Source organism: Leucobacter salsicius M1-8 (genome assembly GCF_000350525.1).
Taxonomy (GTDB): Bacteria; Actinomycetota; Actinomycetes; order Actinomycetales; family Microbacteriaceae; genus Leucobacter; species Leucobacter salsicius.
In genome coordinates this window covers 105,719-118,843 of record NZ_AOCN01000007.1, presented here as the reverse complement: position 1 = coordinate 118,843, position 13,125 = coordinate 105,719, and the positions used below count along the sequence as shown (strand labels likewise).

The window sequence follows — 13,125 nt, the reverse complement described above, 5'->3', positions numbered from 1 at the left end:
CGCTCATTTTGCTACTCTGGCGGCATGACCTCCGACCTCATTGCGGCCATCGAATTTGAGACGCTCGCATTTGCGCGGCACATTACGAGTGCAGTGGGGCGTGCTCGTGGCGATGACCCGGTGCTCGAGGGCAGCGCGTACACGCTGTTGAGCTTGATTGCCGCGGGTGGCCCCGCCTCAATTGGCACGCTGTCAGACGTAACTGGCCTGGACGCATCGACCCTGAACCGGCAGACGGCTGGGCTTGTGCGGGACGGATACGTCGAGCGCGTGGCCGACCCCGCGGGCGGCATCGCTCGAGTCTTTAAGCTGACGTTCTCGGGGCAGATGACGCTCGAGTTTGAACAGAACCAGAGCCGCGCTGCCCTCGCCCGCACAATCAACGACTGGAGCGACGAGGAACTCGGTGATCTGGCCCGGGTGCTGCGGCACCTCAACGAGTCCATCGAACGCCGCTATGTGCAGCCCTGGCCGCGCGCTGAGTAGACCCGCGAGCTGAATAGCCTCCATGCGCGAACACGCTTGTCGGCACTCGTCTTGACGGTGGTCTTCTCTAGACTGGGCGCAGGCCCCTCAGAGGGGCATCGACAAGCACTGGGAGGTGGAGCATGCCGATCACGGGGGCAATTCTCGAGGCGGCAGCCCGGCATCCCGATCGCGTCGCAATTGCCGGATCGGGTGGGAGCGCGGCACCCGCGGGCGCGGAACGCGAGCGCCTGACATACGCCAAGTTGGTTGCTGACTCGCTTCGCGTGTTTGCCACGGTAGACGAGCTCCACCAGGCTCAGTCTCTTCCGCCTTGCCCCGCCCCCGAAACCGGCGGCATCCCGATCACCGCGGTGAGCGTCGAGTCGGCGTTTCTCGCAGCTCGCGTGGTCGCCGGGCTTGCGGGGTTTCGTGCGGTGTCGGCAGTCATCGACCCACGCTGGCCGATCGACCATCGTATTGAGGTGATTCTCACCACGGGTATTGGCGTGGTGATCTCCGACGACGCAGCGCTTTCCCCCGCGCTGATTCGGCGCGGTTGGGGCGGCACCGTGATCACGCCCCGAGACTTCGAGGCGCTCGTGGGGCGCGCGGATCCGGAGCCGCGGTTCGCGGTTGAGGCACTTCCGCCGCGTGAGCAGCTGGCTCAGCCCCAGGTGCGCGCAGGTGACGAGGCATTTTTGCTGCTCTTCTCTTCGGGCACCACGAGCAATCCCAAGGCGTTTATCAAGACGCGGGCGCAATACCGCGCGAATCTCGCGATTTCGACGGCGCACCTCGAGCCACTGCCCGGTGCCGCGACGCTGGCTCCCGGGCCGGTCTCGTACAGCTTGACGCTCTACGCAGTGATTGAGTGTCTGGCGACTGCGGGCAGTGTGCACCTGGCCGACCAGTTCGACGCTTTTGGGGTAGCTGCTCGGGTCGCGCGTGAGGGGATTACCCGCGTCGTCGCGGTGCCCGCGGTTGTGCAGGGGATTGCTGCCGCTGCGAGGCGCACTCCCGAGGCGTTCTCGGGGCTCGACCTCGTGGTGACCGGGGGTGCCAATCTGCCCGCGAGCATTCGGGAAGCGCTTGCGAGTGAGCTCCCCTCGGTTCGGCTGATCAGTTACTACGGTGCGGCCGAGATCGGGTTCATCGGCGATAGCCGCGGGGGCGACGGCACACGGGTGCAGGTCTATGACGGGGTTCGCGCGAGCGTGCGTGAAGCTGGTGGTGTGCAGGCTGGTGCTGCCCAGGCCGGTGCTATGCAGTCTGGCACCGAGCTTCCGGAGGGTGAGCCGGGGACGCTCTGGATTCTCGCTGAGGCCTGCTCTGACGGATACGTCGCGGGCACCACGACGGAGCGTCTGGTGGGCGCAGACGGCTGGGCGACCGTGCACGATCAGGCCCGCATGGTCGACGGGCAACTCGAACTCCTGGGCCGCGCCGGCGACATCGCCATCACGGGCGGACACAAGGTGTCCCTGCTGGAGGTGGAGCGCGCCTTCGTAGGCTACGCAAATGTGTGCGCGATTGCGCTGCCGCACCCGAAGCTGGGCAGCGTCATCGGGCTCGTGATGGAAGGCGAATCGGGAGATGCTCCCGGGCGAGACGCCCTGCGTGCGCGTGCAGAGTCGCTGCTCGCGCCACAATTCGTGCCCACCAGGTGGTTTCGGGTGGAGCGGCTTCCGCGCACGGTGGGTGGCAAGATCCGGCGCGGTGAAGTGACTGAGCTCGCTAGCTCCGAAATTGCGGAGCGGCTGTGAACGGCGAGCGGGTGGTCATCACCGGCCTCGGCGCCATCACTCCGAGCGGCCAGAGCGCCGAATCCCTGTGGTCAGCGGTGCGCGAGGGGCATAGTGCCATCACCGAACTTGATGGCGCACAGTTCGCCGATCTTGCCGTGCGCATCGGCGGGCAGATCCGAGGCTTTGACGGTGCATCGCAGGTTGGCGCGCAGCTCGCTCGCCGCATCAGTCCAGTGCAACAGTGGGCTATTGCAGCCGCAGACGAGGCGCTCACCCAAGCAGGTATTGCGCAGCCACTTGAGCAAGCTGAAGGGGTGCCCGCTGAATTCGGTACTGCCTCGAACCTCGACCTGCAGCGGATCGCGGTGATTGCGGCCACCGGATCCGGCCCCATTGACGCGATACAGGCAGCGACCCGGGCGCTCGATGCCAGCGGCCCGCGGGCCGTTCCGCTCACTCTTTCCATGCACGGAGCCCCCGACTCGGCCGCGGCGCTCATCAGCCAGCGGTATGGATTTCAGGGACCCGCGCAGGGGGTTTCTGCGACGTGCGCGAGCGGAGCGATCGGTCTGGGAGAGGCGCTGCGGCGCATTCGCCACGGCTACGCCGACGCCGTGCTCGTCGTGGGGATGGAGGACTGCCTCAACCCCGTGAACCTGGCGTCGAACGCGAACCTGCGGGCGCTCGCCGCAGGTTTTGAAGATAGGCCCGCTGCCGCGTCGCGCCCGTTTGACCGGGACCGCGCGGGCTTCGTGATGAGCCAGGGCGCGGCCGCGATCCTTGTCGAATCGGCCTCGAGTGCGCGCCAACGCGGGGCGCGCGTGCTTGCCGAGCTCGCCGGGTTCGGCGCCTCGAGCGACGCGCATCATCCAACCGCCCCGCACCCCGAAGGGCGGGGAGCGGCGCAGGCCATCGCGGCGTGCCTCGCCGATGCCGAGGTTGCTCCGGTAGACATTGACCACATCAACGCCCACGGCACCGGTACCCCCGCCGGAGACGCAGCCGAACTGCGCGCGTTCGAAGCCGCGCTCGGGGAGCGTGCGCGAGAGATCCCAATTAGTGCCACAAAGTCGAGCACGGGACACCTGCTCGGCGCGGCCGGCGTCGTCGAAGCGCTCATTTCGGTGATGGTGCTGCGCGACGGCGCAATGCCTCCCACCATCAACCTCGATACCCCCGCGGAGCCCGGCTGGAACTTCGTGAGCGGGCAAGCTCGTGCGCTCGCGGAAGCGCACGAGCGACCGACCGTGCTCTCGACCTCGTTCGGGTTCGGCGGGCACAACGGGGCCGTGCTGCTGCGTGAGTGGCGTGAGGACAGTATGGCTAAAGGACACAACGGCATTGAAGTGCGCCGTGTTTCTGAGAAGCACCGTGCCGCGAAGGAGAACTCAGCATGACCGCGAAACCACAGCACCGTGAAGCACGACAGGCCCAGCTCGAAGAGCAGTTTCTGCCGAACTGGCTGCTCGCGCGCTTCCGCGATCGCGCTCACGCGTATGACCGCGACAACCAGTTCTGTGCCGAGGACATTGAGGATCTGCGCTCGCAGGGATACCTCGCCTGTCTCGTTCCGGCCGAGTTCGGTGGCCCGGGCCTGAGCCTGGCGGAGGTGTCGCGCCTGCAACAGCGCCTGGCGACCGCGGCCCCGGCCACCGCCCTCGCTATCAACATGCACCTGGTGTGCACGGGCGTCGTGCGAGTCATGCGGGATCGCGGCGACAACTCCCTCGACTACGTGCTCGAGGAGGCCCAGGCGGGCGAAATCTTCGCCTTTGGCATCAGCGAGCCCGCCAATGACTGGGTATTGCAGGGATCGCGCACGCGCGCCGAACCGCAGGCCGACGGCGGCTACCTGTTCACGGGCACCAAGATCTTCACGTCACTGTCTCCGGTGTGGACGCGACTCATTGTGCACGGACTGGATGCGAGCGATCCGGATCGCGAACAGTTGGTCTACGGCTTCGTGGAGCGGCCCTCGAGCGCCGTTCAGCCGCCGACTGGAGACGGCTCGGAGCTTGCCGAAATCGCGACGCACGACGGGACCGTCGTCGTCGGAGCCGACTGGGACGTGCTCGGCATGCGCGCCTCCCACAGCCGCACCACTCGGTTGAACGGTGTGCGCGTGCGACCCGAACGCGTAGCTCGTACGCTAGCGCCTGGGCGCACGCCCGACCTCCTCGTGTTCGCCATCACGAGCTGCTTCCAGCTGCTCGTCGGCTCGGTCTACGCTGGCGTGGCGTGGCGTGCCCTCGAGCTCGGGGCCGAAGGTCTCCACTTGCGCCGCTCGGCCAAGAGCGGCACGACGCTTGCTGAGAACCCTGAATTGCGCGCACGCTTGGCTGACGCCCATCGCGCGTTCCTGGCGGTGCCCGCACAGCTGGAGATGTGTGCCCGCGACCTCGATGAGCTCAATGACCACGGGGCGCGTTGGCCGCTCTTGCTTGTAGCAGCGCGCATCTCTGCGGGCGACGCGGCACGGCAGTGCGCCGAGGTAGGGCTCGTGTGCACGGGCGGATCCGGCTTCGGCAATCGCAACGAAATGGGACGCGTCTACCGCGACGCGACCGCGAGCCTGTTCCACCCACCGAGCGCCGATGCTGCACGGCCGATGTACGCCACCGCGCTGCTCGAGGAGTACTAGGGAAAATCGAGGCCGTCGCGGGCAAGTAGCCTCGGTGCGACGGGCATTGGAGTGCAGAAAGCCGGATCAGCAGGCCGGCTCAGAAATTTAGGGAAAGGGACCGAGGACGCCATTGTCAACGGTCACCCGTCACCTTAGCCCTACTTGGGGAGGAAAGCTAGGCTCGCGGATCCGACCAGGGGTTTAGCTGGTTGCTGCCTGTGGGAAACCGGAATGGCCGTGGCGCCAGCCCCGGCGGATTCACGAACCCCGGCAGCATCACTCACTTCGGAAGACTTTCGCTCTGAAGATCCGGAGATTATCAATCTGCCGGAGTGAGTGATGCCGATCTGGGCTTCGCCTGCGGGGCTAGACGCGGCGCGACGCGGGCAGCGCCGCCAGGGTGCCGAGCAGCGAGTCGGGTACGAGTGCCTCATTGGCGTTGCCCGCGCGCACGATCTCGGCGATCCGGCGCCCGACCTCGGCAGTGTTCATGCCCATGCCCGGGCCCGCGAGTGCCTCCATGCCGCCGATGACCTCGACGGTCGCGGCCTCGACGGCGCGCGCCGCCTCGCCCTCGCCCAGGTGTCCGAGCATCAGTGCGAGCGACAGGATCGCTCCCGCAGGGTTGGCTGCACCCGTGCCCGCAATATCGGGGGCCGAACCGTGGATTGCCTCGAACATGCTCGGGGCCGAGCCGTCGAGATTCAGGTTCGCGCTGGTCGCAACGCCCAGGCCGCCCTGAATGACCGCGCCCAGGTCGGTGATGATGTCACCGAACAGATTGTCGGTGACGACCACGTCGAAGCGCTCGGGCGTGAGTGGCAGGTGGAAGCACATGGCGTCCACGTGTACGTAGTCGGTCTCGACCTCGGGGTAGCGGGCTCCAACCTCGGCGACGACCTGCTGCCACAGCTGGCCCGCCGCGACGAGGATGTTCGTCTTGTGGCACAGTGTCAGCTTCTTGCGGCGGCCGACCGCGAGGCGAAACGCGAAGTCGACGACGCGCTCGATGCCCGCGTAGGTGTTGAGCGACTCCTGCATGGCGACTGCGTTCGTGGTGCCGCCGTGCACGGTCGATCCTTGGCCGACGTAGGCGCCCTCAGTGTTCTCGCGCACGATCACCATCTCGCAGCGCTCGGGGGTGAGGCCGGCGATGGGTGTTGGGACGCCCGGGTAGAGGCGCACGGGGCGCACGTTCGCGGCCTGTGCGAAGCGCTGGCGCATCTCGAGGATGAAGCCGCGCTCGAGGATGCCCGGGGTGACGCGGGGGTCGCCCATGGAACCGAAGAGTACGGCATCGGCGCCGCGCAATTCGGACTCGACCGCGTCAAACAGTTCGCCGGTCGCGAGGTAGTGGTTGGCACCCGCAGCGACCTCGTTGCGAGTGGTCGTGAATCCGAAGCGCGCCTCGGCCGCGTCGAGTACGTCGAGCGCACCCTGAATGATCTCGGGGCCGATCCCGTCGCCGGGGAGAACTGCGATGGCGTAGTTGGTGCTCATGGGGTGGATCCTTTCGCGGGCGCGGCGGGGCGCGGATCAATCGAGTCTGTTGGAAAACTTCCCTGTGGTGATCTATGTTAGATGGTAAGACCACTCAGTGGGGAGAATCACACCATGTCACACGCGCACAATTCACTCGCGCCCCTGCTCGCACCCGCGCGCTCGCTCCCGATCGGTGACGCCTGGCGCACCCTCGAAGAGGCGAGCGACATCGTGTTCCCGTTCGACGGCAGCGTCGTCGCCCAGGCCCCCGTGTCGAACGCAGCCGACTCCCGCGACGCCATGGACGCGGCCGAGGCCGTGCGCAAGGAAGTCGCGGCGCTCACGACCGCCGAGCGCCGCTCGATCATCGTCGCGATCCACGACCGCGTGCGCGAGGAAGCTCAGCGTCTCGAAGATCTTCTCGTGCTCGAAACCGGCAAACCCCGCGCGGACTGCCGCGTCGAGGTGAACCGCACGATCGTAACGCTTCAGGCCACGGCCGAAGAGGTCTCGCACATGCACGGCGAGACCGTGCCGCTTGACGTGCAAGAGCAGGGCCGCGGCATGATCGGTTACTACACGCGCAAGCCCGTGGGCGTCGTCGTCGGCATCGCGGGCTTCAACTACCCCATGCTGCTCGCGACCCACAAGCTCGCGCCCGCGATCGCCGCGGGCTGCCCGGTCATCATCAAGCCGGCCCCCAACACTCCGCTCGCGACGCTCGAGCTCGTCGCGATCACCCGCGAAGCGCTGGCCGCCCACGGCGTCTCGGCGGCCGCGGTGCAGCTCGTCAACGGTGGCCCCGAGGTCGGCGAGGTGCTCGTGCGCGACCCACGCGCCCAGGTCGTCTCCTTCACGGGATCCGCCAAGATCGGCCACCTCATCGCCCAGCAGGCCGCGCCCCGCAAGGCCGTGCTTGAGCTCGGCTCGAACACCGGCTTCATCGTCGCGGCCGACGCCCACCTCGAAGCCGCGGTCGACGCCGTGCTGCGCGGCGGTTTCTACGCCAACGGGCAGGCCTGCATCTCGGTGCAGCGCGTCGTACTCGAACGCCCCATCGCTGAGGCCTTCACCGCGCGCCTCGTCGAACGCATGACCGAGATCGTCGTCGGTGACCCGCGCAACATCGAAACCAACGTCGCGCCCGTAATCAATGAGGCATCCGGGATCCGGATCCGCGCCATGATCGATCGCGCCCTGGCCGCGGGCGCCACACTGCTCACTGAGGGCCCAGGAGATGGCGAGGCCGCCAATCTGCGCCCCGTGGTGCTGGGAGACGTGCCCGCCGACGTCGACGTGTGGTGCGAGGAGATCTTCGGCCCGGTCGTGTGCCTCACCGTGGTGGATTCGGTGGACGAGGCGATCGACCTCGTGAATGACTCGCGCTACGGCCTGCAGGCCGCGATCTACACGGCATCGCTTGAGGCCGCGTTCGACGCGATCGACCGGCTCGAAGTGGGCGGCGTCGTGGTCAACGAGATTCCGGGCTTCCGCTCCGACATCATGCCCTACGGCGGAGTGAAGGATTCGGGCATCGGCCGAGAGGGCCCCCGCTTCGCGATCGAAGAGTTCACGGTGACGCGCATGGCGATGATTCGGCCCCGCGCCCGCGGCTAACGCGCGCATTCACGACTGATCTGTACCACTCTCTAGGAGACCCGCATGAACGCCGCAGCACCCATCGACTACACCCAGCTCTTCCGCCTCGACAATCGCACCGTCGTGGTGATCGGGGCGGGCAGTGGCATCGGCCGCGAGTCGGCCCAGGCTCTCGCTGCCCAGGGCGCGCACGTGGTCATCGCCGACTACTCGCTCGAGGCCGCCGAGGCCACGACCGAGCTGATTCAAGCCACCGGCGGCTTGGCCGAAGCCTACGAGATGAACGTGCTCGACGACGCTGCGATCGACGACGCGGTGGAGCGCTTCGGCCATGCCTCGTCGCTCGTGTTTACGGCGGCGACCAATGTGCGCAAGCGCATGGAGGACTACTCGATGGACGAGTTCGACCGGGTCGTGAACCTCAACCTGCGGGCCTCGTTCCAGCTGATCCGCAAGTTCGGCACGCGCTTTGCAGCCAACGGTGGTGGCTCAATCATCGGATTCGCGTCGATTCGCGCGCAGGTCGTTGAGCCCGGCCAGGGCGTCTACGCGGCGACAAAGGCTGGCCTTGTGCAGCTCGCGAAGACAGGCGCGGCCGAGTACGGCGCCGCGGGCGTACGCGTCAATGTCGTGGCGCCGGGCGTCGTCGAGACCCCGCTCACCGCGCAGATCACCGCAAATCCCGAGTGGTACGGAGCCTACGCGTCGAAGAGCGCGCTGGGCCGTTGGTCGCGCCCCGACGAGCTCGCGGGGGCCGTCGTCTTCCTCGCGTCAGACGCGTCGACCTTTGTGACGGGCACCACGCTCACCGTCGACGGCGGTTGGACCGCCATCGACGGCCGCTACACGCCGCCCGCGAGCTAGCAGCACCCCAGTACTCAACCCACTGGGGCCAACGGTGGGGATTATGCGTGACCATAATCCCCACAGTTGGCCCCAGTGCGTGCTGGGAGCGTACTACGGCAGCAGCGACCAATCCACTGAAGCCTCAGCGCCGCGTACCGTCTCGAACCACGCAGCCACGCGCAACAGCATGTCGTCCGTGCCGATGTGCGATGCGATCTGCAACCCAATCGTGCGGCCGTCGGCCTGGATCCCCGCACCCACGGACACGGCGGGCTGCCCCGACATGTTGTAGGGCGCGGTGAATGAGATGTGCCCCATCGTGACGAGCGGGTCGGTGAGTGGCATCGGATCCTCGGCGGCGAAGGCGGCCACGGGGGTCACCGGCGACAACACGAGATCGAACGGCTCGGTCGCGGCCCGCGTGAGGCGCGCCATCTCGTCCATCATTGAGCGGCCACGCACGGTCTCGGCCGCCGTGAATGACGCCCCGGCGCCGCACCACTCGGCGATGAACGGGAGCACGACTGCGCGCTCTGCCTCGCTGAGTGCCTCGTAGTCGGCCCACGAGCGACTGCGCCAGTAGTTGACGATGCCGTCGAGCACCTCGGGCGCGATGAACGGGGCGAGCGGTACGACCTCGGCCCCGGCCTCGGCGAAGAGCGCAGCTGCCCGCTCGATCGCGGCACGAGTCTCGGGCTCCACGGGGATTCCGGATCCGGCATCCAGCTGCACCGCCACCCGCATGCCCGCGGGGGAGAGGGGCTCGGTCGACCAGTCCATCGCGGGGTAAGCGCGCGTGAGATAGTCGCGGGCGTCGGGCCTCGCGACGATCGACATGAGTCGGATCGCGTCGGCCGCCGTGCGGGTCAGCGGGCCCGCCGCACGTCCCGTGTAGGGCACGTCGAGGGGGATGAGCCCCTCGCTCGGCTTCAGCGCGGTGAGTCCCTGCCAGGACCCGGGGAGCCGGATCGACCCGCCGATGTCGGTGCCGACGTGGAACGGTCCATATCCCGCGGCCGCCGCGGCGCCGGCGCCGGCGCTCGATCCGCCAGAGGTATGGGCGGGGTTGAGGCCGCCGCGCGTGAGGCCGTGCAGGCTCGAGACGCCCGATGACAGCATGCCCCAGTCGGGCATCGTGGTTGAGCCGATGATGACCGCGCCGGCCTCGAGCAGCCGGTCGGTCGTGGGCGCGTTCTGCGCGGGTACCGGCGGGTTGGGGATCGCGGTGCCCGAGGGTTTCGGCTGGCCAGCCCGCGCGATGTTCTCCTTCACCGTGACGGGCACCCCGTCGAACTCGCTCAGCTGCGTGCCCGCCGCCCAACGCTGGGTCGAGGCCGCCGCGTCGGCGCGCACCTGGGCCGCGTCGAACAGGTAGAAGGCGTTGAGCTCAGGCTCGCGTGCCTCGACGCGGGCGATGACGTCCTCGGCGACCTCGCTCGGCGTCAACGTGCCGGCCGCGTAGCCCGCCGTGAGGGCTGCGGCGTCGAGGTCTGCGAGGCGGGGCGAGGCGGCGGAGGTCATGTGCGCTTCTTTCTACTGTGGACTACCTTGAAAACTTGTCATTCTGCACGAGCCAGCGAGTCGCAGAATCTAGGTTGTGGGTGTGGATCCTGCGAGTCGCAAGCTCCCGCAGGATGACGGGGTGTGAGGCCCGGGCAAACCTAAAACGCGGTCGCGAGCTCCTGGCGCAGCGTCAGCGACGAGTCGATGAGCCGCTTCGTGTACGGGTGCTGCGGGGTGCGGTATACCGTCTCGGTGTCGCCCGCCTCCACGATCTCGCCCGACTGCATGACGACCACTTGGTCGCACAGGTGACGCACGACGTTGAGGTCGTGTGACACGAATACGAGCGTGAGCCCGTACTCGTCCACCAGATCGGCGAGCAGGTTGAGCACCTGGGCGCGCACCGACACGTCGAGTGCGCTCACGGGCTCATCTGCGACGACCACGCGGGGACGGCAGATGAGCGCGCGGGCGATCGAGATGCGCTGGCGCTGGCCGCCCGAGAACTGGTGCGGATACCGCGTCGCGGCCGAGGGGTCGAGGCCCACGGCGACGAGCATCTCGGCGACCATGCGCTTGCGATCGGCGGCGGTTTCGTTGCGACCGCGCACGAGCAGCGGCTCCGAGATGATCTGCTCGACCGTCATGCGCGGATCGAGCGACCCCATTGGATCCTGAAACACAATCTGCAGGTTCTGGCGGAGCTCGCGCAGTTGGGCTTCCTTCGCCCCGGCGACCTCGTTACCCGCGACGACCGCGCTGCCCGACGTCGGCTGGTCGAGCCCCGCGAGAATACGCAGCAGGGTCGACTTACCCGAGCCCGACTCACCCACGACGCCCAGGCGACCGCCCTCGGGCACCTCGAACGAAATGCCCTTGAGCGCGTGCACCTTGGGTGCCGGCTTAAACATGCTCGTCTTGCCGCGCGAGTACGTGCGCACGAGGTCGGTCACGCGCATCACGGGAGCGGCGGCGCTGCTTGCTGCGGGTTCTGTCGTTGCGGCGGGTGCCAGCCCCTGAGCCGTAGCGAGCTGAGCGGCCGAGGCCGCCTGCGCCTCGCCCGCGGTGGGCGGCACGTAGTCCTGCGCCGTCGCGACGGTGAACAGTCGCCCGTCGCGATCGGTCGCGTCCAGGTCGGATGCCGCGAGCAGTCCCCGCGTGTAGGGGTGCTGTGGGCGGGTGAAGACCTCCTCGGTCGTGCCCTCTTCAACGATCACGCCGTTGTTCATCACGAGCACTCGCGTGCACATGTTCGCGACGACCGCGAGGTCGTGCGTGATGAACAGCAGCCCGGTGCCGCGCTCGCGCACGAGCTCGAGGATGAGATCGAGCACCTGGCGCTGCACCGTGACGTCGAGCGCGGTGGTCGGTTCGTCGCAGAGCAGCAAACCGGGGTCGTTGGCGAGCGCCATCGCGAGCATGACGCGCTGGCGCTGGCCGCCCGACAGCTCGTGCGGGTACGCCTTCGCGGTCTCGGCCGGGCTCGGCAGTTTGACCGCGTCGAGCATCTCGATGGCGCGGCGGTTCGCCTCGGCCTTCGATGAGGCGAGTTTGTGCAGCAGCATGATCTCGGCGATCTGATCGCCCGCCCGCATCAGCGGATTGAGGGCGGTCAGCGGCTCCTGAAACACCATTGCCATGTCGTTGCCGCGCAACTTCATGAGGTCCTTCTCGGGCGCCTCTAGCAAGTTGCCCTGGTAGCCGTCGATCTCGACTGAGCCGTCGGCCGTGACGCCCGCGGGCAGCAGGCCGAGCAGCGCGGTCGTCGTCATGGACTTGCCCGATCCGGATTCACCGATCAGGCCGATGCGCTCGCCCCGTCGCATGTGCAGCGAGAAATCGCTCACGAGCGTGCGGTGCGGGGTGCGCACGTTGAGGTGGTCGACCTTGAGAAGCAGGTCGTCAGCAGAAGTGCGTGCAGTCATTAGCTACGGCTCCCGTTCAGCTTGGGGTCGAAGCGGTCGCGCAGACCGTCCCCGAGGAGGTTGAAGCCCATCACGGCGATCGCGATCGCGAGGCCTGGCCACACGGCGAGCATCGGCTCGGTGCCGAGGAACTGCTGCGACTCCTGCAGCATGCGTCCCCACGACGGGGTGGGCGGGGGTGTGCCGAGGCCCAGGAAGCTCAGGCCCGCCTCCGCAAGCACCGCGAGCGCAAACGACACCGAGGACTGCACGACCACTATGCCGATGATGTTGGGGAGCACGTGGCGCAGTGCGATCCGGAATCTCGATTGGCTCGCGGCCCGGGCCGCGAGAATATATTCGGTGCTCATGACCTGCAGGGTGCCGGATCGCGCCACGCGGGCGAACCCGGGGATGGTGGCGATGCCGATCGCGACCATCGCGGTGAGCGTTGAGGCACCGAACACGGCCGAGAACATGATCGCGAGTAGTAGTGCGGGGAATGCGAGCGCGATGTCTGAGGTGCGCATGATGACCTCTTCGATCCAGCCGCCGCGAATGCCGGCGAGGATGCCGAGCGGGGTGCCGATGAGGATTGCAATGCCAACCGAGATGACACCGACGAAGAGGGTGATGCGTGCGCCGTAGAGCATGGCCGAGAACACGTCGCGGCCGTACTTGTCGGTGCCCATGAGGTGCGCAGGGCTTGACCCCTGCAGGCGGTCAGCTGGCATCGCTTGCGTCGGGTCATAGGGGGTCCAGATGAACGACATGATCGCGGCGGCGGCGACGAGTCCGATCAGCACGAGGCCGATGATGAGTGTCGCCGAGAGCTTCTGGCGCGAGCCGTCGGAGCGCTTGCTGCGGCGGCCGGTGGTGGCGCCGCCGGGCGCCTGGATGGCGGTGGTGCGCGGGGCCTGGACCGGGGGGACGGGAACCTGCTGGGTGCTCATGG

General features: G+C 67.8%; 10 protein-coding genes. 6 read left to right on the top strand and 4 right to left on the bottom strand.

Going from position 1 to position 13,125, the window contains the following annotated elements; genetic code table 11:
* Nucleotides 1-24 precede the first annotated feature (24 nt).
* From C795_RS0101755 to C795_RS0101740, 4 genes are all read left to right on the top strand, one after another.
* A complete protein-coding gene (locus C795_RS0101755; protein ID WP_017792040.1) occupies nucleotides 25-486 on the top strand; it encodes a MarR family winged helix-turn-helix transcriptional regulator in 462 nt (153 codons plus the stop codon).
* 122 nt (nucleotides 487-608) lie between these two features.
* On the top strand, nucleotides 609-2,231 hold the full coding sequence (locus tag C795_RS0101750; protein ID WP_017792039.1) for a long-chain fatty acid--CoA ligase: 1,623 nt from the start codon (nucleotides 609-611) through the stop codon (nucleotides 2,229-2,231).
* Nucleotides 2,228-3,610 (top strand): beta-ketoacyl-[acyl-carrier-protein] synthase family protein, encoded by a 1,383-nt coding sequence (locus C795_RS0101745; protein WP_017792038.1) that lies wholly within the window; start codon nucleotides 2,228-2,230, stop codon nucleotides 3,608-3,610. The genes C795_RS0101750 and C795_RS0101745 overlap by 4 nt, the downstream gene beginning before the upstream one ends.
* Entirely contained in the window at nucleotides 3,607-4,854 is a 1,248-nt protein-coding gene (locus C795_RS0101740) for an acyl-CoA dehydrogenase family protein (RefSeq protein WP_017792037.1), read from the top strand. Before C795_RS0101745 ends, C795_RS0101740 begins: the two co-directional genes overlap by 4 nt.
* A gap of 348 nt (nucleotides 4,855-5,202) precedes the next feature.
* Here the strand turns inward: C795_RS0101740 and C795_RS0101735 are convergent, their stop codons facing one another.
* On the bottom strand, nucleotides 5,203-6,336 hold the full coding sequence (locus C795_RS0101735; protein WP_017792036.1) for a 3-isopropylmalate dehydrogenase: 1,134 nt from the start codon (nucleotides 6,334-6,336) through the stop codon (nucleotides 5,203-5,205).
* 114 nt (nucleotides 6,337-6,450) lie between these two features.
* On the opposite strand from C795_RS0101735, the gene C795_RS0101730 reads away from it, so the two are divergent.
* On the top strand, nucleotides 6,451-7,935 hold the full coding sequence (locus tag C795_RS0101730; protein ID WP_017792035.1) for an aldehyde dehydrogenase family protein: 1,485 nt from the start codon (nucleotides 6,451-6,453) through the stop codon (nucleotides 7,933-7,935).
* Between the two features lie 45 nt (nucleotides 7,936-7,980).
* Nucleotides 7,981-8,781 carry an SDR family NAD(P)-dependent oxidoreductase gene (locus C795_RS0101725; protein WP_017792034.1) on the top strand — a complete coding sequence of 267 codons (801 nt, stop codon included), beginning with the start codon at nucleotides 7,981-7,983 and terminating at the stop codon, nucleotides 8,779-8,781.
* Nucleotides 8,782-8,874: 93 nt separating this feature from the next.
* On the opposite strand, the gene C795_RS0101720 is transcribed toward C795_RS0101725, so the two are convergent.
* From C795_RS0101720 to C795_RS0101710, 3 genes are all read right to left on the bottom strand, one after another.
* Nucleotides 8,875-10,284: an amidase gene (locus C795_RS0101720; protein ID WP_017792033.1), complete on the bottom strand. Its 1,410-nt coding sequence runs from the start codon at nucleotides 10,282-10,284 to the stop codon at nucleotides 8,875-8,877.
* 140 nt (nucleotides 10,285-10,424) lie between these two features.
* Nucleotides 10,425-12,191 carry an ABC transporter ATP-binding protein gene (locus tag C795_RS0101715; RefSeq protein WP_017792032.1) on the bottom strand — a complete coding sequence of 589 codons (1,767 nt, stop codon included), beginning with the start codon at nucleotides 12,189-12,191 and terminating at the stop codon, nucleotides 10,425-10,427.
* The gene (locus C795_RS0101710; protein WP_017792031.1) at nucleotides 12,191-13,123 is read right to left on the bottom strand and encodes an ABC transporter permease; all 933 of its coding nucleotides are present in this window, start codon (nucleotides 13,121-13,123) and stop codon (nucleotides 12,191-12,193) included. Before C795_RS0101710 ends, C795_RS0101715 begins: the two co-directional genes overlap by 1 nt.
* Nucleotides 13,124-13,125: the final 2 nt, after the last annotated feature.